Source organism: Enterococcus sp. M190262, from assembly GCF_005843965.1.
Taxonomy (GTDB): Bacteria; Bacillota; Bacilli; order Lactobacillales; family Enterococcaceae; genus Enterococcus_D; species Enterococcus_D gallinarum.
Genome location: NZ_CP040461.1, coordinates 256,114 through 280,617 on the forward strand (window position 1 = coordinate 256,114; position 24,504 = coordinate 280,617).

Below are 24,504 nucleotides of genomic sequence, written 5' to 3' on the forward strand. Positions count from 1 at the left end.
AAGCACCTAACTGAGGAATATCTCCTTTTACAGATAAACTTGCACTTTATTAATTTGCACGGTAAACTAACATTACTATAGACGAAGAAGGAGATACTATGATTATTAACAAAATGGGCATCCGAGAGCAGAATGAAGCTGCCGTCCTGAAAACCATCATTGATAACGAACATATTTCTAGAGCTGAAGTTTCCAACTTAACGAATCTTAACAAAGCCTCTGTTTCGCAAATAATGAAAAAATTGATTGAAACCGATTTTGTCAAAGAAGTAGGAATTGGTGATTCCACATCGATTGGCGGACGCAAACCTATCCAGCTTCAGTTCAATCATCAAAGCAGCTTAGCGATTACGTTTGATATTGGGTATAATTATGTCAATGGCATGCTATCTTATATCAATGGTCAACGAATAGCCATTTTGGAAAAACAAGATATCTTGATTACAAAAGACAACGTATTCACCACGATTGATTCGATAATGGCTGAATTTACCCCCAAGATGCCTCCTACTACCCATGGATTGGTTGGTATTTGTTTAGCGATCCACGGTATCGTTAATCAGGAGAACATCACTTTTACGCCCTATTATGATCTGGAACACATTGATTTGGTCTCTCCTCTTAGTCAGAAATACCATACCGCAGTCTATATCGAAAATGAAGCAAATTTGACTGCATTAGGAGAGTATTGCTTTTCGTCTGATTCAACTAATCTGCTCAGTGTCAGTATTCATAGCGGCATCGGTGTCGGCATCATTGTAAATGGACGTTTACAGACAGGAACTCACGGAACAGCTGGAGAAGTGGGTCATTCTACATTGTTCCCTCATGGAAACCTTTGTCCTTGTGGAAATCGCGGGTGTTTAGAGCAATACGCTTCTAATAAAGTTTTATTCGATACCTACAGTCACTATACAAAAAAAGAGCTTGTCAATTCAGATATTTTTGCAAAGGCTATTCGTTCTGGCGAGAAATCAGCGCTTGAACTAGCACAACAAAATGTCGAATTTTTGAGTATCGGCTTAAATAATGTCATTACATTTTTCGATCCTGAAGAGGTTTATATCAACAGCTCTGTCTATCGCAAAATCCCTCAATTGACCAAAGACCTGCAACAAAAATTAACCAGTCAGTTCACTCAGAATACGAAAATCAAAAACAGTCGTTTGGGCGAACAGGCACCTCTGTTCGGTGGTAATGTTCTGATTGCCAAGAACTTCTTAAACATTGAAGATCTGCGCTTTCCAACGATTGATTTCCTTTAATCCATAAAAATTTTTTTCTGATACAGAAAATCCACTCATTCATTTAGCCACCGTATAACCTCAATAAGTGGCAACACAACAAATGGGCTGGGACATAAGTTTGGGTAGCTGACTGTCGCTGCGCTGCAGGAGTACTCTGTGCTCCTGCACAATTTCATACGTGTTCTCCTGTCAGATACTTTGGTTCTCATTCTTTATTTTTCCTTATATCATACAGTGCCAGCAAGACAATATTGAACCCCCCCTCATCAATCCCTTCTCCCAGCGGCTTACTCTTTTATGTCTCCTGCAGTGACCCCGCCAACGATATATTTCGACTGCAATCATTTACTCCTATTCAAAATCAAAAGGTCTCTTCCCCTTCTAAAAAAGGAATAGACCTACAAAGTCAGAATTGCTTGAATTTTCCCCATTGCTTTTGATCATTACTCATCTTGGTTCTTTAGTTTTGTCTTTTTTAGTCTTGCCCTTATTGGAAGGCTTGATTTTCCTTCTGATACAAAAAGACCGAATAGCGTTAACGTCACGCCTAGTAGTTTCACTAAACTGATCCTTTCTCCTAGGATAAGAAAAGAAGCAAATAATGTCGTCACAGGAACCAAATAAATATAGAGGCCAGCCATAACAGCACCTAGCTGTTCGACGGTGTAATTCCATAGAACGAAACACAACGCGGAAGCCCCCAGTCCAAGAAACAGCAGATAAAGCAGATTGTCCGTTTGAAGCAATTTATCTAACGAAAGGGAACTTTTCGTCAAAAAGAATAGCGGCATAATAAATAGAATGCCATATAGGAAGATCATTTTCGTCGTGTCGATCACGGAATGTCCCCAACTAGCGATCTTTTTGACCAACAGTGAATAGACCATCCACATCAGGGCGGCTGCTATAGCTAAAAAGTCGCCAAAGGGATGAAACGAAAGATTTCCTGCAAAGCTGATCAGAAAAATACCACAAAAAGAAAGCAAAAAACCAATAAAGAATGTTCCCTTTAATTTCGTTCGATAAATGAGAGCAGAGGCTAAGCCAATGAAGAGTGGAGAAATGGAAACAATCACCGCAACATTCGATGTACTTGTATAACTTAAAGCTATGTTCTCTAAAAAGAAATAAAAACAAACGCCAGATATTCCTGCTGCCATCAAATAAAGATGTTGACGAAAGTGATAGTGTATCCTGCTAAATTTGGATAACACACTCAACGCCACTAGTCCGATGATAAATCGTAAAAATAATATCGCCGTGGGTGAAAAATCAATCAGCAGCAGTTTTGTGGCAATAAAAGTCGTTGACCAGAAGAAAACCGTGATCAAGGCAGTGACATGGGGATTCTTAAATAAATGTTTCATTCTGTACTCCTTAAATACATTTTTTGATATTGTTTTGGTGTCAGCCCAATAAAGCTTTTGAATACATTGGAGAAATGACTTTGATCGGAGAAATTCGTCATCAACGCCACTTCTGATAAGGACTGCTGTTTTGCCAGTAATTTCTTTGCTTCATCGATTCGGATCGATAACAGATACCGATAAGGTGTCATGCCATAGTTTTTTGTAAATTGATGAATGAAAGAACTTTTTTTCAAATTCGTCAACGCAACGAGATTCTCTAAACGAATGTCTTCTGTATAATTTTTTTGTAAATGATGGCAAACATTTTCTAACAGGACATTTTCAACGGGTTCATTCTGATAACCTTCTGCTGTATAGGCAAGTAAGTTTTCAATAAGCAAATACATCAATTCCTCTCGATATAGAGGTGATTTCTTTGAAAGAATCGCTTGGTACAATTCTTCGACTAGTTCTCCTGTGCTATTGTTTCGCAGGATGACTTGACTAAAATAAGGCAGATCCTTTTTGCCGGTAATTTCTTTTACCACTTGTGTCATTGCTTGCTTGGAAATGTTGAGGGCGTGGTAGGTAATTTCTTGGTTCTCCAGACTTTGGCAGCTATGAGGCTGATAGGGATTGAATAAATTCAGATCGCCTTTTTCGAGGATTTGTGTCTCTCCGCAATACAGCTTTCTTCTTCCTGCTAACAAAATACCCACTACATAATAATCATGAAAATGGAGGGGAAAGCTCTTTTGATACTTTTCTAACGCATAGGCCTCAATGCCAACTATTTCATCATAGTGAACCTTTTTCATACTGTTCCTCCTTTTCTATCTATTTTAGCATTGAACCTTTCGATTTCTTGTAAAATATTCCATGCTTTTCTCGGAATCATCCTACATTTAACCTTTCCAGATAACCTTTCCAGACCCTATTTATGAACCAACGAAAAAGCAGATAAAAGAAAGATCGCCTTTCCTCTATCTGCTTTAATTGTTTGATCCGCTCTTCTAGTTTGGATTTACCAGACATTTTATCGGCGCATGCTCACGGAAAAATCATCCCTCAAAGCCATTATTGTCAGAGACTTGCTTGAACCAATATCCTGATTTCTTGATACTCCGTTTGCGGTCATTTTCTAAATCAACAGAAATAAAGCCATATCGATTTTTGTAAGCATTGGTCCATGACCAGTTGTCCATGCAGGTCCACATGTGGTAGCCTAGGCAATTTGCCCCTTCTTGAATTGCTTGATGAACATATTTCAAATGCTCTGAGACAAATTCAATCCGATAGTCATCATGAATCATCCCATCTTCACCTAAGAAACGACGTTCATTTTCAACCCCCATGCCATTTTCGGAGATAAAGCACGGCAGGTTGCCATAGTTATCCCGCAGGTTGATCAGGATATCGTAAATGCCTTTTTCATAGATTTCCCAACCACGATAAGGATTCATTTTTTTGCCTGGCATATCATACACATCAAAATAATTTTCTGGCATTGGCTCTGCTGCAGGATCGACAGGCGTTTCTTTCGCTTTGATTCGCCGTGGCTGATAATAGTTGACCCCCAACAAATCGACAGTATTATTTTTGATGATGTCGAGATCGCTCGCTTGCATCTCAGGTACCATGTCTAATTCTTTCACGATTTTCACCAGTTCTTCTGGGAAAATTCCTTTGACCGCAGGATCAAGAAATGAACGATTGAAAAAAGCATCCGCGATTTCTGCTGCTCGAACATCTTCGGGATTATTACTGTCTCTTGGATAACTTGGAGTTAGATTCAGTATGATGCCGATTTGACCAGTTTGCCCACTTTCATGGTAAGCCTTGATCGCCAAAGCGGAAGCCAATGCTTCATTAAATCCGACTTGAATGGCATGTTTCATGTTACTTTCTTCTGGATAATGCAATTGATACAAATAGCCCGCCTCAACAGGAACGATCGGTTCATTATGAGTAAACCATTTTTTGACTTTATCCCCAAACAAGTCGAAACATGTCTTGGCATATCTGGCATATGCCTCCACAGTCTCTCGCTGGAGCCAGCCGCCTTTTTCTTGTAATGCCATTGGCATATCAAAGTGATACAGATTGACAAATGGTTCGATCCCATTGTTGATCAATTCATCAAAATAATCATTATAAAAAGAAACAGCTTTAGGATTGACTGCCCCCGTTCCATCAGGAATCAAACGGCTCCATTGAATCGAAGTCCGAAAAGAGTTATGGCCGGTTTCAACCATCAATTGGACATCCTCTTTGTAGTTGAGATAGACTTCCGATGCTTTGTCTGGACCTACTTGATCAAAAAATTTTTCCGGTTCTTTGGCATACCAGTAATCAAAAATATTCTCGCCTTTGCCGTCCCCGGCTACCCGACCTTCTGTCTGTGGGCCGCTTGCTGCGGAACCCCACCAAAAATTTTCTGGAAATTGAACCTTCATGTTTCTGCTCCCTTCGGTAATCCTAGTAATTGATTTTCCATTAAGACCACTTGCTTTTCAGTGGCCGCTTTTCCCATTTTGATTCGTTCTAAGACAAGTTCTGCGGCTTTCTCCCCCATTTTTTCTGCTGGCGGATTCACAGTTATTTGCGGCAACAAACTCTGTTCTGCTTCAGAAAGATAATCATAGTGACCAAAGGCGATATCTTTTCCAACGATCAGTCTCTTTTGATTGAAACATTCCAAAGCCCCCACTGACATGTTGTAGTTACTGACAAAAATTGCAGTCGCTCCCCATGCGACTAATTCTTCAGTTCCCCGATAACCGCTTTGTCTTGTGTAGTCCCCCACCACGATTTTCATTTCTGCTTCATTGTTTGCCATAGCAGCTTGCGCACCAAACAATCGTTCTCTCGCAGTGTGATCCGACTGTGGAGCGGAAAGATAACCGATTTTTTTATGTCCAGCTGCTAAATAATGGTTGATGACGTCAAAAACACTTTGACGGTCGTTCAATAAGAGAACATCGGCGATTCCTTGTGTTTCAGGATGATTCAAAAAGACAATGGGTATCTGAATGTCCTGCCATTTCGACAAATCAAACTTTTTTTCATCAGAAAAGAAAACAATCAATCCGTCGACAGCATGCTGCAATAAATAATCGAGTTTGTCATGGTCCTCTTTGCTATTCGTAAAACCACTCAGCAAAATACTATAGCCATTTTCTTCCGCGACTTTCTCGATACCAGAAACAACTTCCGAGCCAAAACGACTGGAGATGCGATTCATCAATAAGCCAAATGAATAGCTACGATTGTTCTTTAAACCCTTCGCAATAATATTCTCTTTGTAGTCAAGCGACTCAATAGCAGCAGCAATCTTTTCTCTATTCAATTGTTTCAGCTGATGTCCATTCAAATATCGGGAAACAGTCCCTACAGAAACACCTGCTAATTGCGCAACATCTCGAATCGAAGCCATGTTTCTCACCTTTCTCTGATGCCATTTTTCACGATCTAATAAAAATCATCAGCTTGTTAAAAAATTGAACCGGTTCAATTTTAAACTATAGCACGTTTTTCCAAAATTGCAATCTTTTTTGGATACGTATTCATTTTCCCTTTACATTTAATTACGCTAAAAATGTAAAAGATGAATGGCTGCTAATACGCTTCAAGAGCTGAATAGAACCATTCATCTTGATCGAACCAATCAATTACCTAAGTAATTGATTGGCTAGTAAAAAGTCTTTGACTTCGGTTAAATCAGTAAAACGCCGAACACCTTGAAAGAGCACCTCTTTGTCGATGATTGGTTGTTTGCTCAATGGGTATCTTCCTTTTCTTGTCGGTAAGTCTGTCAAATCATCTTCGACCATAAACGCTGAGATGCCCGCTTTTTCAGCAGCAGCTATCCCGGCAAACGAGTCTTCTAAGACTAAGGCATCTTTTGGGAGAACCTTTGCCTGACGACAAGCCGTCAAAAAAATTTCCGGATCGGGCTTTCCTTGCTTGACTTGATCGCCAGCTACGATGATATCAAAGATAGACGGCATCTTTTCTAGCTCAAAATAGGTGGCGATTTTTTCTCGGGAAGAAGAGGAGGCTAATGCGATTTGGCAGGTGTGCTGCTTCAGCTCCTTTAGTAAATCGAGCAAACCTGGCTTTTTGTAGACTCTTTTTTCTTCGGCTAAAATGGCTTCTTTGTATCGGTTCATCGAATCCCGCCATTGGTCGACAGGGACATCGCCGTATAACTCTTTCATTCCTTGACGAATCTCGGCTTCTCTTTTCCCGGTCAAATAATAATAGACATCGTGGATCAATTCAAAATCGTGTTCTTCAGCAGATTTTAGATAGGCACGGTAGGCAAGTCGTCCTGTTTCAAACATTAAGCCATCCATGTCAAAAATTACTAGTTGGATTGTGTTCATTCGCTTTCTCCTACTTTATTTTAAAAAAGAGCCATGCGTCTAGCATTAGATCGCACCGCTCTTCGTTTTGATACTCAGGTCGATTCAAGAATTGCTTTTAAGGATGCTAAATGTGCATCCCCTTGCTCATAATCTCTGACCAGCTCTTCTGAAAGGATGAAAGAACCCCCAACTGCGATTACTTGCGGATGAGCAAGGTAGTCTTGGCAATTGTCCTTAGAGATTCCGCCAGTTGGCAAAAATCGAACATCATAGAAGGGACCGCTTAACGCTTTGATTGCTTGTAACCCGCCATAAATATCTGCTGGAAAAAATTTCACAGTTTTGATCCCAAACGATACGGCTTTCTGAATATCATTTGGTGTCGCTGTTCCTGGAAAAATCGGAATCTGATTCTTTAGACAGTGATCGATAACTTCTGGAACAATAGCTGGAGAGACAATAAACTGGGCCCCCTTTGCTACCGCTTGTTGGGCTTCTTCAAGTGTTCTTACCGTGCCGGCTCCCACGAGCAACTTCCCTGAGCGTGCTAAGTGTTCGATTGCTTTTAACGCCAGTTCGCTGCGGAAAGTCACTTCAATCAAACGAATATCATGTTTAATCAATAATTCTTCTAGTGGATCTAGCAACGACATGTCTGTGGCGGTATAAAGCGGTAAAACTTTCGTAGCCGCTAAATGTTCGGTCAATGATTCGACGTTTGCCATTCTATTCCCCCGCTTTCTGATCAATTTCTGCAGACATTTGCGATTTGACAACCGCTTCATGCAGTCCTTGCAAGTAACTAATCCCCAAAGCTCGATCATACAGACCATATCCTGGCATTGCTACTTCCCCCCAGATCGTTCGCCCATGATCTGGACGAATCACTCCAGTAAATCCTACATCCACCAAGGCTTTCATAATGGCATACATATCTAGTGAACCTTCTGTAGACAAGTGTGCAGACTCTTTGAATTTGCGGTCTCCCATAAAGAGAACGTTTCGGAAATGTACAAAATTAATTCGGTCGCCAACCTCATGGATGATCGACACTAGTTCATTTTTCGGATCGGCGCCTAACGAACCAGTGCATAGCGTCAATCCATTGTAAGGAGAGTCAACAATAGACAATATTTTTTTCAAGTCAGACAAGTTTTTGGTGATTCGCGGCAAGCCGAAGATCTCCCAAGGCGGATCATCCGGATGGATGGCCATTTTAACATTCATTTCTTCGCAAACAGGAATAATTCGTTTCAGAAAATAAGCCAAGTTATCGAAAAGAACCTCTTCTGTCACTCCGTCATAAGTCTCCATCAGCTGATTGAATTTCTTTAACCGTTCTTCTTCCCAACCAGGCAGCTTGAATCCTTTTGATTGGCTGTGGATCAATGTGTACATTTCGCTAGGTTCCATCCCCTCAACCACTGCTTGGTCATACAGCAATGAGAAACTGCCATCCTCATTTTCATAAAAAAGATTGGTTTTTGCCCAACCAAAAATCGGCTTAAAACTATAACAAATCAGATGTATGCCACAAGCAGAAAGATTTTTGATCGTCTGAATGTAATGATCGATGTAGTGATCCCGTTCTTCTGTTCCTGCCTTGATCGCGTCATGGATCGCCACACTTTCGATTCCTAGTAATGTCAGTTCTTCTTTTTCGATTGATTGTTTTAATTCCTCAATTTCGGCAATTTCCCAAATATCTCCTGGCAGTTTGTTTAACAAGGTGCCGATGACCCCATTGATGCCAGGTATTTGACGGACATTTTGCAAAGGAATCGAGTCTCCTTCGCCATACCATCTAAAGCCCCATTTCATAGTCAACATCCTTTCTTAAAAATCATCATCGTCATCCTCATCGCCAGCAGCTGGCGTCTCATTCGAGATATGCCAAAAAGCAACACTATCTTCTCCTTGATCGATCACTGCTTGTGCCGCTGATGCAATTGGTGTTTGCAGTAATTGATGATTGATTGCTTCTAACACCATCGGCAAGTTGGTACCGCCAATAACGTAAACTTCTTCTTGCAGCTCTTTTTCTAACTGATTGATCGTCAAAACTGACTGGTTGTAAGGGCTAGCGCTCAGTAAGTCTACTAAGATCAGCACCCCTTCTTGTTGATTGACTTGATGTACCGCGGTACTGATTTTTTCTCCCAGTGCTTGAACATCATCTCCTTGATACAAATTGACTGTCGCTATATTTTCGACTGCTCCCATGATGACTGTTGCCGCATCTTTCAGTCCATCGCTTAATGTGCCATGAGTAGCAAGTACGATTCCCAACATTGTCATTCCTCCTTTGTCTCCCTGCATGGATTTCCATGCAAAACGTTTACTGTAACAAGGCAATCGTCTTGTTTACATTTTCCATATTGATGTCTTTTTGCCTTAATAATTGTTTAGGCAGATAATATCCCTCTGTTGATTCCTTATTTCCGCTGATCACATAATTGATTGTTGCATGGATTCCTTCTTCTTGAAGGATTCCGAGCCGTGCTAATTGTTTGCGATCAAACTCTGTTCCTACTACATGTAGAGGTGCTTTGGCACCAACAGAATCCAGATAATAAATCGTAGCCTTGCGTTTGGCTGAGTCTCGCAAAACTTCTAATCCTCGTTCGCCATAGCTTCCTTCATCCAAGAACGCAAACGCAGTGTTTTGTCGTTCATTTTCACTGATTAAAGCCAATAATGCCAAAACCGAAGAAGTATTTCTCGTTAAGTTTTTCTGGAAGACCGCCCCTTTTACCACTTTTCCCAATAAAAGAAAGTACGAACCAAATGCCAGAACTAAGAAAAATGTTTGCCAAGAAAAAAGTACAAAACTGTCAGCAGCGAATTGACTATAGAACCATGTCGCTACTGCACCGATCCCAATCGTTATGAATGAGCTGACAAGAATAAAATTCATTGTTTGACGACCTTGCGCCTTTCGATCAAAAAAATGATAAGCGCCAAAATGTTGCGGCGGTGTATCATAATACGTACAAATGATTCGATCTGCTTGAGCAATATCTCCGATGTAAACATTTCTCGAAGCTGCTTTATGTTTCAAATCATATTCGATTACGCGAATATCTTTTCTTATTTGTGAGATATCTGTCACTAAAGCATTTAGGAATCTTTTTTTGCTGCGGTCACTTAAGCGAGAACGATAAATATAGCGGTAACGAAACAGCCAATCATTGAAACGGTCTTTCTGCATCTTTTTCATCTCCCATTTTTCGAAGGATTCAGCACGTTTTCAACAGCCTTTGAGCTAGCAACCATCAAATGACCGTTGCTTTTTTGTTATTGATGGAACTAGCTCAGTTGCTGTATTTGGCAGTTATAATTCGAATTGTTTCAAGACCTCTTTTAAAGAGGATTTAGGAGCAGAAGGTGTTGCTTGGAAATAGATGTTTTCGACTCCATAGTGTTCATTCATTTCCTTTAATCTTGCGGCATCTGCTTTATTCAAGTAGACGGATTTTGTAACTAACAGATCTTTTTCTGGATCTTTCTGTGCGATCCCGCCAATGTTCAACTCTTTCATTGGCACACCATGGGTGACCAGATCATAAATCACACTGATGGTTTTTGCGATCAGGATGCAGTTGTACTCTTTAAACGCATATTCATCCCAATAAAATTTTGCTTTTTCTGGTGTCACGACAATCGTTTTTTGTCCTGTGCGACTGCCGGCATTTTTGTATAGATCTCGCATGAATTTATCCTTAGCAACCACTTCATCAACGACGAAGATAGAGTTGACCCCGCTTTTTTGAGACAACGTCATCATGACTTGCCCATGAATCAACCGTTCATCCACACGTGCTAAATTTACTACACCCATTGTTTTCCACTTCCTTTTCTATAAAATCCCTACGCCGGCTAGAATGATCAAGATCAAAGTCAGCCAGAGCAGTGCTTGCGTAACTTTTAAGCCTTTTTTCGTATAGAACCAATAAACACCCATTACAACAGCCAATGGCAAGATACCTGGAACAATCTGGTCAAGAATATCTTGAATGATAAATTCTCGTCCTGAAATATCAAATTTCAGCGAAGAAGAAACATTGACATAGTTTCCAGCTAAGACCCCCATCATAAACAACCCGAGAACAGACAACGTTTCGATTGCTGTCTGAACACCGGTGCTTTGCATCAATCCGGTCGCGTTTCGTCCCATTGCAAAAGCTTGTCGAGCAAAAAATACACCTAAAAATGCTTGGTATAAAGCGAAACAGACAAATGGGAACAATGCACCTAGCGGACTTCCCTGCTGGGCCCATGGGACAGCGATCGCAATAAAGATATACTGTACTGTTCCAGAATCGATCGCATCACCGATCCCTGCTAAAGCACCCATCAACCCTGCTTTTGTGTTATACATCAAATCATCTTGCATCAGAACTTCTTTGTTTTCATGTTCTTCTTCTGCCCGCTGCTGTTCCATAGAAGACATCAGGCCTGTGATCACGCCGCCCCCCCAGCTCAATTGCGTGTTGAAAAAGAGCAGTTGCCGCTTATAGGCAGCCTTGAGGGCGTCTTCGTTCTTATATAATTTTCGTAAAATCGGCATCATTGCGTATAAAAGTGACGGTGCCAGATAGCGTTCAAATGAATGAGGGATCTCGTTGGCAAAGTGCCAGCGAAGATATGCTTTCGTGACATCTTTTTTTGTGATCTCCTCTGGAGCGATCTGTGTTGCTTTCACTGATTCTGTCATTTTTTCATTCCTCCTTGTTTCTTAGAATCCATCATCGTAATCGTCCTCATCAAAGGATGCATTGGACGTATTCGTTTCAGCAGCTGGGGCTAATTTTCCTTTTTGTGATTGTACAAAGATCAATGCGATCAGAACACCAAAGATTGCGTAAGTAACCATAGTGATTTCCAATGATTTCAGTACGACACTCATAAAATAGGCAAGGAAAAAGAAAACCATGTAATCTTTCCGACCAATGACATAAACAGTCGTTGCAATCCCGATCGCTGCCAAGCCACCACCTACTACCTCCAGAATATGGATGACGACCGTCCCTTCAAGGGCATTGATGACATCAGCGATCAGTGGTGCACCCAGATAAAGTGCGATGAAAACAAGCGGTACAAATAAAATAAATGAGGCCAACGTTGGATACAAAATGATCGAACGAGTAATTGCTTTTGTATTCATGTCTTCCACTGCTTTATCCGTATATTTCCCTAAAAATGTATTGATAAAGAACCGGAACTGATACAAATAACTGCCTAAAAGTCCCACTGGGACAGCAACTGCGATCGCCGCTTCGGGCTTCAGATTACCTAATAATGCTACCGGTACAGCAATAGCCGCAGCAATCGATGGTTCAGCTGGCATTGAGCCGCCGGGAGAGAAGACCCCCATATAAATCATCTGTAGTGCAGCAGTAACGATCATCGCTTGCGCTACATCCCCCATCACGATCCCAACAACCAACCCAGTCATCAATGGCGAGAAACGAAGGGTTAGTGTTGCCCCACCACCAAGCCATCTAGACATGACTGCCGCAACCCATAAAGCAATCAGTAAACTCTGTGTAATACTTAAAGTTTCCATTTTTCCTCCTCCTAAACCTGCTCGATATAGTTTTCTAAATCTAAAAGTGCTTTTTTCAGCCGTTCTTTCGTTATAGAAACCGGAATCAGATGAACTTTCTCTTTTGAATCAACAAATGCCACCAACTGATCGATCACTTGCGGGTCTTCTGGATAGATCTCCATTTGATGCAGGGACATTGGCAACTGCAATTCTCGATAAAACGGCAATAACTGATCAATGACCGTCCATCTTTCTTCAATCGCTAATTGATAAAAAATGCCGTAAGCAACTTTTTCACCATGCAAAAACTGATGACTTGCTGGCAGATATTTGCTGATTGCGTCATGCATCGCATGGGCTGCCGCATTGCGGGCGTATTTGTCACCCAATCCACCAACTAAACCGGCAACTGCAAACACAATCTCTGACAAGTGAATGAATTCTTCTGTTACCTTTTGCTCTTCCATATCCTGGATTGCTTGTTTTGACTGAGATACAATCGCGTTCTCGCATAGTTTGGCTGTGTAGCCAGCCAATTGTAGAAAAGGCTCATGTTGAAGCTGTGGTTGCGCCAAAATTGTTTCTGATTCATACCACTTTGCTAAGGTATCTGCTAGTCCAGCAATAAAGTAGGAAACTGGCGCATCAATCACTAGTGTCGGATCTGTAATCAAAAAAGCTGCTTGCCGCAAGAAGTGCTCTGACTTTCCTTCAGATTCGCCGTTTTCTTTATACATCACAGCTAACGGTGTCCATGGTGCACAATTACTTGCTAAGGTTGGCACGACACCAAATGGCGTATTGGTCAGATGGGCTGCGTACCCGACCAAATCGGTCAATTTTCCGCCGCCTACACCGATGATAAAGTCAATGTGATGTGCTTCTACTTGATCTTTGATCAAATTTGCACCGTAGTAACTGCATTCCCCAGTATACTGATGATAAAAAACATCCTGGGGCGCCTCGTTGATAAAAGTCAATTTGGGTTGCGCTTTTTGCCATGAAATCGAGCCATGAACGATTAATAATCGTTTGGCTTGATATTCTTGCAGCAGCTCTGGAATATGGGCTAATGCACCTTCATGGTAACGATAAAACTGAGGACCAACTTTTACTTTTAAATCAGTTAACATTTCCTTCCCTCCTTATGAGAAAACAAGAAAATCGCTTTGATCTTGAACAGCTCGTTCTGGTAATTGCCCTTGAATGATCTGTTCGATGTCCGTCACACATTTTTCTCCCATCTGTTCGAGACACTCCATTGTGTAAGCAGACGTATGAGGTGTCATGATTACGTTATCAAATGCCAGGTATGGGTGATCCTTGCGCCCCGGTTCTTCTTCTAAAACATCTGTCGCTAAGCCAGCGATCTTCCCGGATTTTAAACCGTTTACAATTGCTTGTTCATCTAAAAGTGCTCCGCGAGCACTATTTGACAAATATACTTGGTCTTTCATTTTTTCAATTTCTTTGGTTGAAATCATATGATAATTTTCTTCTGTCAAATTGGCACACAGACAAATGATGTCTGAACGAGTCAGTAACTCATCTAACTCAACTTTCTTCCCGCCATAACTTTGTATGTGGAGTGCTGATTGATAGGGATCATAGGCTAATACCTCACAGCGAAACCCATTGCGCAAAATCTCCACGACACAACTTCCTGTGTTGCCTACACCTATGACACCTACTGTTTTATTGAACAATGCTCGCCCGACGAATTTGGCTCGTGACTCCCATTGATCTTGCCGAACTTTCACAGATGACTCTACGGTACACCGCAAAAGCGCCAACAGATTCGTCACATTATTTTCTGCCACCGCATCTCGTTCCACCAATGCTGGGATGATCGAAACGATCGTTTGATGGTTACGTGCAGCTGCTAGATCGATATTGTTGTAGCCAATACCATGACGAGTGATCAATAATAGCTCATCTTTGTGTTCAAAAAATTCCTCTGTAAAGTGAGGCGTCACACTGGCGATGATCAGATTATAACCTTGTAAACGTTGCGCCAATTCCTTCCCGGAAATGTCACTTTCCACATCAAAATGAGTCACTGTGCCGATTTTTTCGAGCCTCTGGATATGTTGAGGAAATATTTTGCCAAAACTACTAGAGTTGACTATCGCAATCTTATACTCAAGCATCCTAAGTCTCCTTCCTTTATTCCGTTTTTGTTACGATTTCGTGTCCGCCAAATCCATTTCTCAGCGCAGACACCACTTTTGCTGAGAAGCTGTCTTGTTCTTGTGATAAATTTCTCATGAAAAGACTTAATGCAATCGTTGGAACGGCAACGTCCATTTCCAGTGCTGTTTCCACCGTCCATTTGGCTTCTCCTGAAGCAGCAACGATACCCCGATATTCTTCTAAGTGGGGGCTGTTGGAAAATTGTGCTTCGGCAATCTCCATCAGCCAGCTGCGGATTACCGATCCGTGGTTCCAGACATGGGCTACTGCTGCTGAATCAAAAGCATACTCACTCTGCTCAATCAGTTGGAACCCTTCACCGATTGCTTGCATCATGCCATATTCGATTCCGTTGTGGATCATCTTCAAGAAATGACCGCTTCCTGATGCGCCTGCATAAAGATATCCGCCTTCAATAGCAACATTTTTGAATACTTGTTCGATCGAATGAAAGGCATTTAAGTCGCCGCCGACCATCAGACAAGCATTCTTGCGCGCACCGGATATTCCTCCTGAAGTGCCGCAATCCAAATAGGCAACCTCTTTGTCTGCAAATTGTTTCCCTCGTCGAATCGAATCTTTATAATTTGAATTTCCACCTTCTATCACGATATCTTCTGGTAAAACAAGTGGCAGCAAGTCTTTTAGTACCGATTCTGTGATTTCCCCTGCTGGCAGCATCAGCCAGATGACTCGTTTGCCAGTAAATGAAGCGACCATTTGGCTGATAGTCTCATATGTTTCTATTCCCTCCCTTCGTGCAGCAAGTCGTGCTTGTTCTGAAAGATCCAGCCCTTTCGTTCGATAGCCATGATCTCTTAAATTGCTTGCTAAGTTCAAGCCCATTTTGCCAAGACCGATAATACCAATCTCCATGATAGCGCCTCCATTTCTATCTTCATTATACAAAAAAATATTTTTTTGTAAATATAAATAATAAAAAATATTTTTTATTTGCATTTCTTTGGAAATCGTTGTACTTTAAAAATGAAGGCTTCGGAATGTATTGAAAAAGGAGAAAAACACTATGACTATATCGATTCGCTTAAAAATCAAGACCCTCTATAAAGACTTAAGCCCCAAAGAACAAGCAATCGCCGATTACATACTCGAAAACCCCAGTAAGGTTAGCCATAGTTCTATTAGTGATTTAGCAAATGAGCTAGGAATGGCGGATTCGACATTTTTTCAATTTACAAAAAAACTTGGTTACAACGGTTTTAAAGACTTTAAGATGGCCATGTTGATGCAAGAAAATGATTTATCCGCCATCTCTTTCCACGAAAATATTCAGCAATCAGATAACGAGCTGACCATGGCGCGCAAAGTCTTTGATTCCAACCTCACCACATTGACCGATACGCGAAAATTACTGCAAGAAGAAGATTTGAAACAAGCCGTCCAAATGATCGACAGTGCCAAGCGATTGTTCTTTTTTGGCGTAGGCGGTTCTGAAATCGTTGCAGCTGATGCATACCATAAATTCTTGCGCTCACCGATTTCTGTCGTTCACAGTGCGGATTATCACATTCAGTTGATGGAAGCAGCGTTACTGACCCCAGAAGATTGTGCCCTGTTGATTTCTCATACGGGTAAATCGAAAGAAACGATTGAACTTGCGCAAGTCGCCAAAGATTGCGGCGCCAAAGTTATCGTTATTACCAGTCACGCAGCATCTCCGCTAGCCAAATTAGGGGATGTCGTATTTATTTCTGTTTCCGAAGAGATCGAATTTCGTTCAGAAGCTCTTGCTTCCAGAATCTCTCAACTAAGTATCATCGATTCGCTCTATGTGATTTTGATGTTTATCAACCGCAACAAATCCCAAGACTCCATTGCGAAAGTTCGACGTACGATTTCTAAAATCAAAGAATAGCCTTCTTTAAATAGCGTAGCAGCCTAATCTTTAAAACCTTTCAATCATGTACTAATGGGTTATGAAAAAGTAATTTCCTCTGCTCTCCTTTCTTTGGACTTCAGAGGATTGATGGCTAGTCTAAATAAAAACCAAAGCTAACGATTAAAGTTCTGATACCGTCTAAGCATAAGCGTGTTCGATTTTTAGTCCATGATAATAGAAAAAAGCAGACTGTCTTTCCTCATAGAAAAACAGTCTGCTTTCTCTTGTTAAAAATCCTCACAAGTCGCGATGATCCCTTAAGCGATAACCGAGACCGATCTCAGTGATCAAGTATTCGGGACTGATGGTATTGGTCTCGATCTTTTTTCGTATATTTGACATATTGACCCGCAATACTTGCGGATCAGTGCCATAAGGTCCCCAAACTTCTGTCGCCAACGTTTGGTACGTTACGACTTTGCCTAGATGTTGGAACAAAACAGTTAAAATTCGGTACTCATTTTTGGTTAAATGGATCTCTGTTCCGGCCTTAGTCAAAAGCTGCCTTTCAGTATCAAGTGTTAATTCACCATTCTTGATGACTAGCGGCATTGGCTCTTGCTTCCGATGCCTGAATGCTGTGCGGATCCTTGCAAGCAATTCATTCATACCAAATGGCTTGGTCACATAATCATCCGCACCAAGATCCAATGCTTTGACTTTCTCGCTTTCATTGCTGCGAGCTGAAATCACGATCAATGGCACCGCCATCCGTTTGCGAATGATTTTCAATAACTCCATGCCGTCAATATCGGGTAGTCCTAGGTCAAGTAAAATCAAGTCAAAGGATTGTTCCTGAAAAATCGTCAGAGCAGCCATTCCAGTCTCTGCTACTCGAATATGATACCTTTCTTTTTCTAAAACGACTTCCATAAAATCGGCGATCGTCGGATCGTCTTCAATCAGCAAGACAGTTCTTCCCATGATGCCCACCTCCAGTTAATTCAAATAAATGCGTACGACCGTTTGACCATCTGCTACGGCCATCTCCAACTTGCCATGATGGGCATGAACAATGGTTTTGACGATACTCAGGCCGATGCCGAGACCATTTTTTGAGTCTACCGGCACTTCATTGTCTGAAGACAGATTTGATTGGATCCGTTCAAACTGCTTCATCGATATTTCCCCGGTATTTTTTATTTCACATACCGTTTTCGCTCCTTCTTGAAATACAGACAAGTAGACTTTTTCCGAGTCTGAACCATGTCGAAAGGCATTTTCTACTAAATTAAAAATCGCTTGTTCCATCAAAATCGGATCTACTTCTACGAACAGGACCGATTCCGGCAACTGAACGATCAACTCTTTTTCCGGATAGACTTTTTTTGCATGTTCATAGACTGCGCCAATGATCTCTTCGATTGGTTCTGGGGTTTTCTTGACTTGCATCGTGTCCATGTTGATGCGAGTGATCGAAAGCAAATTCTCCACCATGCGGATCAGCCATTGGGACTCACTTTGGATGTCTCTCAATAACTTGCTGCGAGTCGCTTCCTTTAAAGAGTTATTAGTTTGTAAGAGCGTTTCCGCAATTCCTGAAATTGCCGTTAAAGGTGTCCGTAAATCATGAGAGATGGCCCGCAACAAATTGCTGCGAACTTTTTCTCGTTCATTTTCTAATTCAATTTTTTCTTTTTCATCCTTCAATTCTGTTTGTTCTAAAATCACAGCTAACTGGGTCAACACTAAGCGCAGATAATTTAGTTGGCTGTTCTCAAGTGGAAAATTACGGCTTCTGCGAATTCCTAAAACGGCCAATGTTTTGCTGTTGGCAATAATCGGTAAATAAAATCCCTTTGCACCACTTAATGTATCGGTCCCATAGCCAGACTCTTTCTGATTTTTGGCAGACCAATAAGCAACAGCCGCTTCTTCCGGATGACTCAATGCGGATTGTTTTTTTGCTCCATATTGGCTTTGTTTTTGCGCTTGTGCATCATACAAAATCACTTCGCGATCTAACAAGCGGGCCAGATAGGTGGCTGACAAATCAAAAATCTGCTGCCGGTCTTCTGCTAGAACAAATTGCTTGTTCAACTCATAAAGTATTTCCATCTGCTGTTCTTTTTCCATTGAATGAACAGCTTGTTTTTTTAAACGAACCATTAGATTACTGATCATTAGTGCGACAAGCAGCATGATGACTAACGTAATCGGATAACCTTGTTTATAGACGGTCAAGGAGTACAGTGGTTCAACGAAGAACCAGTTGAAGGCTAGGACGCTCAGTATCGAAGAAAGAGCGCTCCAGAAATAGCCTGAAGTTAGACGCGCCACAAGTAGAATAAAAAAAATGTAGACGAGCATCAAATTCTGATCACCAAAATGCAAATACTGCATCACTTCAGTCGTCAGTGTCGCTAAGAAAACACTGATCAGGGCAATCGCTAGATCCTTTCCCCCTCCTTCGATGACTTTCTTGGAAAGAGAAAAAATAGAAGCACGCTCCTCTTTGTAAGGAATCAAATGAATCTCAGTGTCAGGCAACCGTTTCAGTAGCCGCACATCAAGTTCTTCCACAAACAGTTTCTCATACCATGGCTTGGCCAGGTTTTTACCCATGATGATATCGGTGGCTCCCACCAGCTTGGCATATTCGATGATTGTTTCAAAATAATTGTCTTCTTCAATGACAACGACTTCCGCGCCTAACTTTTCGGCTAATGTCGTTGCTTCATTTTTTTCTTCCGAACGTATGTAAAGCACAGTCCATTCAGCACCTAGGCCTTGCGCTAATCGCGCTGTCCAACGAATACTTTTTTCTGCCATTTTAGGGAATGCATCCTGGACAATCGTGATCAGTTTGCTCTGGATTCCATTGGTTCGGCCACTGATTCGATTGATGTGGTCAGAAGCCCGCTGAATCGCCAATCCCCGCAGTTGTTCCAGTTTTTTGGGAATAAAAAAATTCTGCAACGCTCGCTTGGCATTTTCGTTGGCATATATTTTTCCTTGTGCCAACCGATCGATCAGCTCATCTGGCTCGACATCGATCACTTTCAATGTTGCTTGTTGGAAGAATGTATCTGGGACCGTCTCTTTGACTTCGATCCCAGTTACTTCTTCTACAATATCATTCAAGCTTTCAATGTGTTGGACATTGACCGTCGTATGCACATCAATACCGGCATTTAAAAGTTCTTCAATGTCTTGATACCTCTTGCGATTTCTTGATCCTTCAGCGTTCGTATGGGCCAACTCATCGATTAAGACAATCGCAGGCTGCTGCTGAATGATCGCATCGATATCTGGTTCAGTCAACGTGATCCCTTTGTATTGGATTTCTTTCAACGGAATCTGCGGCAAACCAGCCAGCAGACTATTGGTATCTGGACGATCATGGGGTTCGATGTAACCTATCACCACATCTTTGCCGAGGGCTTTTAGTTCCTGTGCTTCTAAAAGCATGGCGTAAGTTTTTCCTACTCCTGCAGCAAAGCCAAAGTACACCCGCAGCCGGCCTTTTTTTCGATTTTCTGCTTTCAATGTATCTACTGATATTGGTCTATCCATGTTTGCTTCTCCCATCAACAATCACTTACAGTTTATCTAATGCTAAATTCAGTTCAAGCACATTGACAAATGTTCGATCAGAAAACCAATCTTTTTGTGTCTTTTCTTTTATTATAGCACGAATGGCTGTTTCCTTCTGTTTACGTTCTTTGGCGATGCGAGGTACTTGTATCTCGGCTGCAGCGACACTAATATGCGGATCTAATCCGCTGGCTGATGCAGTCACCAGATCAACCGGTACCTCTGTGATTTGATTTTCTCTTTGAAGCGTCGTCTTTCTGTCGGATACCAGTCCCTCTTGTTCCGCAGAGACCGGAGACAATTGGGAGACCGCATTGCTTCTGCCAGCAAAGTAGCCTGGTTGCAGGAACTGCTGACCAATCAGTGTTGAACCAACTACTTCTCCCTCTACCATTCGTTGACTACCATTGGCTTGGTTGGAAAATAGCAATTGACCGACACCAGTGATCACAGCCGTATACACCCCGCCAAAAAACAAAATACTAAACACCAAGAAACGCAATTGAGTCCCTAGAATCTTTTTCATTTCTGCATCCTTCTTTCAATTTATTCATAGTAGGAAAAAGCTTAGCACGATATCGATCAATTTGATAAAAATGAAAGGTGCGATTAATCCGCCTAGTCCATATACCAGTAAATTGTGGCGCAAAATTTGGCTGGCTGGTTTTTCTTTGTATTTGACTCCTTTTAGAGCTAATGGAATCAAAGCAACGATAATGACCGCATTGTAAATCACGGCTGACAAGATCGCCGTCAGTGGACTACCTAACTGCATCACGTTCAATTGCGCCAGTTCAGGATAGATGCCATAAAAAAGAACAGGGATCACGGCGAAATATTTCGCCACATCATTGGCAATGCTGAATGTCGTCAATGCACCACGAGTCATCAACAGCTGTTTACCGATTCGTACGACCTGCAGCAATTTGGTTGGACTGGAATCCAGATCGATCATGTTGCCAGCCTCTTTGGCAGCCTGTGTTCCAGTATTCATAGCCATTGCCACATCTGCTTGAGCCAATGCTGGTGCATCGTTGGTTCCGTCGCCGGTCATGGCAACCAAGTGTCCTTTTTCTTGGTATTGCCGAATCAATTCCATTTTGTTTTCTGGCGTTGCTTCAGCGAGGAAATCATCGACTCCCGCTTCTGCTGCAATCGCTGCTGCGGTCAACGGGTTGTCTCCTGTGATCATGATAGTTTTGATACCCATTTTCCGCATATCGGCAAAATTTTCCTGTACACCGTTTTTGACGATGTCCTTCAAATAGATGACCCCCATGACTTGGTCATTTTTGACAACTACCAACGGGGTACCCCCAGAGTGCGCCACTTTGGCTACGATTTGGTCACACTGTGGTGGGTAGGTACCGCCACGAGCGAGCACATATTTCTTGATCGTATCCGCCGCACCTTTACGAATTTGATCGCCACGATAATCCATGCCGCTCATCCGTGTTTTGGCACTAAAATCGATAAATTTCACTTCGGATTGTTCAAAAGCGCGTTCTCGAATCCCAAATTTTTCTTTGGCTAGAATAACAATACTGCGGCCTTCTGCCGTTTCGTCAGCTAATGAGGAAAGCTGCGCGGCATCTGCTAATTGTTCTTCACTAATACCGGCTACAGGTAGAAAGGCACTTGCCCGACGATTTCCCAGTGTAATGGTTCCTGTTTTATCCAATAACAAAATATCGACATCACCAGCCGCTTCGATGGCACGACCGCTCATGGCAATAACATTTTCTTTCGTCAGACGGCTCATTCCAGCAATCCCGATCGAAGAGATCAGTGCACCGATGGTCGTTGGGGCTAGACAAACGAGCAATGCAATAATTACAATACTAGAAAGCGCGGTTCCTTTTTGCGAAAGAATACTGCTTAGTTCCGTAAATGGGACTAATGTTACTGCCACCGCTAAAAAGATGATCGTCAATGTGATCAGAAAAATCTGCAGCCCAATTTCATTAGGCGTTTTTTTGCGTTGTGTCCCTTCTACCATTGAAATCATTTTATCCAAAAACGAATGTCCATTTTCAGACGTCACTCGAATGACCAAGTAATCGGAAACCACCGTTGTCCCGCCAGTGACTGCACTGCGGTCTCCACCTGATTCTCGAATTACTGGCGCTGATTCACCCGTAATGGCACTTTCATCTACCGAGGCAGCACCTTCAATGACATCGCCGTCTGCCGGAATCTGTTGTCCAGAAACGACATAAACCAAGTCACCTTTTTTCAAATCTGATGACTTCATTTCGATGAACTGCTCTGATTGGATATCCTGTAAATCATTGATTTTGTAAGTCATGACGTCTTTTTTTGCTTGTTTTAAGCTATCTGCCTGAGCTTTCCCACGACCTTCCGCGACCGCTTCAGCAAAATTTGCGAACAGCAATGTGAGCCAAAGTAAGCTGGTGATCGTGATGGTAAACCACAATGGAATGTCAGATTGTTCAAAGCAGAGAACCGTCGCTGCGATGGCACCAATATAAACCACGAACATCACTGGATTTTTTATTTGTTGCCGCGGATCTAGTTTGAGAAATGCTTGCTTGATTGCCCAGCGATATATCTTTTTCATTTTATTCTTCTCCTTTTTATTTCAGTGTAAGAAAATCTGCGATCGGACCTAATGCCAATGCAGGTAGAAAACTTAATGCCCCGATCACTAAAATCACAATCATCAACATCGTGACGAATGTCGGATTGACGGTAGAAAGAGTACCGTCATTCACAGCTACTTTCTTCTTGCGTCCCATGTTTTCAGCCAAAAATAAAACGGCGATGATCGGAATATACCGAGAGAAAAGCATGAGTCCACTACCTAAGACATTCAAGAATGGGGTATCTGCTAACAACCCATTAAATGCACTTCCGTTGTTATTAGCCAATGATGTTGCTCCGTATAACAGTTCACTAAATCCGTGAGCCCCTTTGTTGGTCAACCATTCCAAAATATCGGGGTGCATCGCAAGCGCCATCGCCCCAAACAGCGTCAACAGAAGCGGCGTCAAAATGACTAAACTTGCCATTTTGATATCAAAGGCTTCGATTTTCTTGCCTAAATATTCTGGTGTGCGTCCAACAAGCAGTCCGGCAATGAACACTGCTAAAAGCAGAAATGCTAACATCCCATAAAGCCCGCTACCGACACCACCAAAAATGATTTCCCCTAGTTGCATGAGAAACATCGGCACTGCACCGCCTAATGGAGTGAAGCTATCCAACATCGCGTTGACCGATCCATTGGAAGCTGCCGTGGTACTGACTGCCCACAAACTTGACCAGCCAATCCCAAAGCGAATTTCTTTGCCTTCCATATTGGCTGAACCAACGACATCGTTGAAAATCGGTCCATAGTTTTCACTGATCAATACACCTAAAAAAGCGGCAAATAGGAAGAACAGCGAAACAAATAAAATCGTTCGTCCTTGTTTCCAGTCTTTTACCCAAAAGCCAAAAGCAAAAATCAGCGCAGCTGGTAAAAGGAGAATGGCTAAATTCTCGATAAAGTTTGAAAAAATCGTCGGATTCTCAAATGGATGGGCCGAATTGGCCCCAAAAAAGCCGCCACCGTTCGTCCCTAACTGTTTGATAGCCACCTGACTAGCAACAGGGCCAAGATATAACCAAAGATTTTCTCCTTCCAAACTGTTGTAGGCCATTCCGCTACTGAAGGTTTGAACGACTCCTTGAGAGATCAATAAAATCGCAATGATCGTGGACAGTGGTAATAGGATATACAATAATCCGCGAACCATGTCTTGCCAAAAATTGCCTAAATAGGATTCTTTTTTCTGAACCAATCCACGAATGAATGCACAAAGAACAGCCAATCCAACTGCCGCCGACAAAAAATTTTGGACAGTCAAACCAAAGACTTGTGTACTATTGGATAGTGCCAACTCGCCAGAATATGCTTGCCAGTTCGTATTAGTGATAAAGCTGACAGCTGTATTAAGTGCTAAATCAAAAGACAGATTATCAACCTTTGCTCCACCCGGCAGCCAACCTTGAACCATTAAAAGTACCGTCAAAAACAGCAGCGAACTGATTCCTAGCCCTAATACACTGATCAAATAACGTTTTGCGGACATTTTTCGCTGACTTTCAGAACCGATCAACCGATAGAAACCACGCTCGATCGGTTGGATAAAGCGGACGAAACGGGGCGTCTCCCCCGTCATGATCATCTTGATATAAAACCCTAAAGGGGCTGCTAAAATCAGTAATACAAAAAAGAAAAACAGCCCTTGAAAAACAAAGCTCATCATAACTCTTCCCCCTTGAACAGAAACCAAAATAGATAAAGCATCAATCCAAAACTCAAACATCCTAAAAGTAGTAACATCTTCTT

21 protein-coding genes and 1 pseudogene are annotated in these 24,504 nt (G+C 41.9%); 2 read left to right on the forward strand and 20 right to left on the reverse strand.

Going from position 1 to position 24,504, the window contains the following annotated elements; all coding sequences use genetic code 11:
- Positions 1-98: 98 nt before the first annotated feature.
- Positions 99-1,265, forward strand: coding sequence for an ROK family transcriptional regulator (locus FE005_RS01165; RefSeq protein ID WP_003125592.1), 1,167 nt, complete (start codon positions 99-101; stop codon positions 1,263-1,265).
- Positions 1,266-1,690: 425 nt separating this feature from the next.
- On the opposite strand, the gene FE005_RS01170 is transcribed toward FE005_RS01165, so the two are convergent.
- From FE005_RS01170 to gnd, 15 genes are all read right to left on the reverse strand, one after another.
- Positions 1,691-2,614: a DMT family transporter gene (locus FE005_RS01170; protein ID WP_138371152.1), complete on the reverse strand. Its 924-nt coding sequence runs from the start codon at positions 2,612-2,614 to the stop codon at positions 1,691-1,693.
- Positions 2,611-3,414 (reverse strand): AraC family transcriptional regulator, encoded by an 804-nt coding sequence (locus tag FE005_RS01175; protein WP_003125590.1) that lies wholly within the window; start codon positions 3,412-3,414, stop codon positions 2,611-2,613. Before FE005_RS01175 ends, FE005_RS01170 begins: the two co-directional genes overlap by 4 nt.
- A gap of 243 nt (positions 3,415-3,657) precedes the next feature.
- Positions 3,658-5,052, reverse strand: a complete 1,395-nt coding sequence (locus FE005_RS01180; protein WP_005470528.1) for a glycoside hydrolase family 1 protein — start codon at positions 5,050-5,052, stop codon at positions 3,658-3,660.
- A complete protein-coding gene (locus tag FE005_RS01185) occupies positions 5,049-6,032 on the reverse strand; it encodes a LacI family DNA-binding transcriptional regulator (RefSeq protein WP_029486451.1) in 984 nt (327 codons plus the stop codon). The genes FE005_RS01180 and FE005_RS01185 overlap by 4 nt, the downstream gene beginning before the upstream one ends.
- A 235-nt stretch (positions 6,033-6,267) precedes the next feature.
- Positions 6,268-6,984 (reverse strand): HAD family phosphatase, encoded by a 717-nt coding sequence (locus FE005_RS01190; RefSeq protein WP_138371153.1) that lies wholly within the window; start codon positions 6,982-6,984, stop codon positions 6,268-6,270.
- Between the two features lie 74 nt (positions 6,985-7,058).
- Positions 7,059-7,691 carry a bifunctional 4-hydroxy-2-oxoglutarate aldolase/2-dehydro-3-deoxy-phosphogluconate aldolase gene (locus tag FE005_RS01195; RefSeq protein ID WP_103300216.1) on the reverse strand — a complete coding sequence of 211 codons (633 nt, stop codon included), beginning with the start codon at positions 7,689-7,691 and terminating at the stop codon, positions 7,059-7,061.
- A 1-nt stretch (position 7,692) separates the two neighbouring features.
- Positions 7,693-8,787, reverse strand: a complete 1,095-nt coding sequence (gene uxuA, locus FE005_RS01200; protein WP_103300215.1) for a mannonate dehydratase — start codon at positions 8,785-8,787, stop codon at positions 7,693-7,695.
- Between the two features lie 15 nt (positions 8,788-8,802).
- The gene (locus FE005_RS01205) at positions 8,803-9,258 is read right to left on the reverse strand and encodes a PTS sugar transporter subunit IIA (protein WP_003125583.1); all 456 of its coding nucleotides are present in this window, start codon (positions 9,256-9,258) and stop codon (positions 8,803-8,805) included.
- Between the two features lie 46 nt (positions 9,259-9,304).
- Positions 9,305-10,177, reverse strand: coding sequence for a hypothetical protein (locus FE005_RS01210; protein ID WP_230320942.1), 873 nt, complete (start codon positions 10,175-10,177; stop codon positions 9,305-9,307).
- A gap of 123 nt (positions 10,178-10,300) precedes the next feature.
- Positions 10,301-10,807: a PTS sugar transporter subunit IIB gene (locus FE005_RS01215; protein ID WP_138371155.1), complete on the reverse strand. Its 507-nt coding sequence runs from the start codon at positions 10,805-10,807 to the stop codon at positions 10,301-10,303.
- An 18-nt stretch (positions 10,808-10,825) separates the two neighbouring features.
- Positions 10,826-11,683, reverse strand: a complete 858-nt coding sequence (locus tag FE005_RS01220; RefSeq protein WP_003125580.1) for a PTS system mannose/fructose/sorbose family transporter subunit IID — start codon at positions 11,681-11,683, stop codon at positions 10,826-10,828.
- 21 nt (positions 11,684-11,704) lie between these two features.
- Entirely contained in the window at positions 11,705-12,535 is an 831-nt protein-coding gene (locus tag FE005_RS01225; RefSeq protein WP_003125578.1) for a PTS sugar transporter subunit IIC, read from the reverse strand.
- An 11-nt stretch (positions 12,536-12,546) separates the two neighbouring features.
- Positions 12,547-13,650, reverse strand: coding sequence for an iron-containing alcohol dehydrogenase family protein (locus FE005_RS01230; RefSeq protein WP_138371156.1), 1,104 nt, complete (start codon positions 13,648-13,650; stop codon positions 12,547-12,549).
- Between the two features lie 12 nt (positions 13,651-13,662).
- Complete coding sequence (locus FE005_RS01235; protein WP_103300213.1) at positions 13,663-14,667, reverse strand: D-isomer specific 2-hydroxyacid dehydrogenase family protein; 1,005 nt, start codon at positions 14,665-14,667, stop codon at positions 13,663-13,665.
- A gap of 16 nt (positions 14,668-14,683) precedes the next feature.
- A complete protein-coding gene (gene gnd, locus FE005_RS01240; RefSeq protein WP_138371157.1) occupies positions 14,684-15,586 on the reverse strand; it encodes a phosphogluconate dehydrogenase (NAD(+)-dependent, decarboxylating) in 903 nt (300 codons plus the stop codon).
- A 151-nt stretch (positions 15,587-15,737) separates the two neighbouring features.
- Here gnd and FE005_RS01245 point away from each other — a divergent pair, with 151 nt between their 5' ends.
- A complete protein-coding gene (locus FE005_RS01245) occupies positions 15,738-16,586 on the forward strand; it encodes a MurR/RpiR family transcriptional regulator (protein WP_003125570.1) in 849 nt (282 codons plus the stop codon).
- A gap of 261 nt (positions 16,587-16,847) precedes the next feature.
- On the opposite strand, the gene FE005_RS01250 is transcribed toward FE005_RS01245, so the two are convergent.
- The 5 genes and pseudogenes from FE005_RS01250 to kdpA all read right to left on the reverse strand — a co-directional run bounded on the left by FE005_RS01250 (position 16,848) and on the right by kdpA (position 24,421).
- Positions 16,848-17,534 (reverse strand): response regulator transcription factor, encoded by a 687-nt coding sequence (locus FE005_RS01250; RefSeq protein ID WP_021150372.1) that lies wholly within the window; start codon positions 17,532-17,534, stop codon positions 16,848-16,850.
- Positions 17,535-17,549: 15 nt separating this feature from the next.
- The gene (locus FE005_RS01255; RefSeq protein ID WP_138371158.1) at positions 17,550-20,126 is read right to left on the reverse strand and encodes a sensor histidine kinase KdpD; all 2,577 of its coding nucleotides are present in this window, start codon (positions 20,124-20,126) and stop codon (positions 17,550-17,552) included.
- Positions 20,127-20,151: 25 nt separating this feature from the next.
- A complete protein-coding gene (locus tag FE005_RS01260; protein ID WP_138371159.1) occupies positions 20,152-20,673 on the reverse strand; it encodes a potassium-transporting ATPase subunit C in 522 nt (173 codons plus the stop codon).
- 24 nt (positions 20,674-20,697) lie between these two features.
- Positions 20,698-22,737, reverse strand: a pseudogene (gene kdpB / locus FE005_RS01265) (potassium-transporting ATPase subunit KdpB); the annotation flags it as partial.
- Positions 22,738-22,744: 7 nt separating this feature from the next.
- Positions 22,745-24,421 (reverse strand): potassium-transporting ATPase subunit KdpA, encoded by a 1,677-nt coding sequence (gene kdpA, locus FE005_RS01270; protein ID WP_138371160.1) that lies wholly within the window; start codon positions 24,419-24,421, stop codon positions 22,745-22,747.
- Positions 24,422-24,504: the final 83 nt, after the last annotated feature.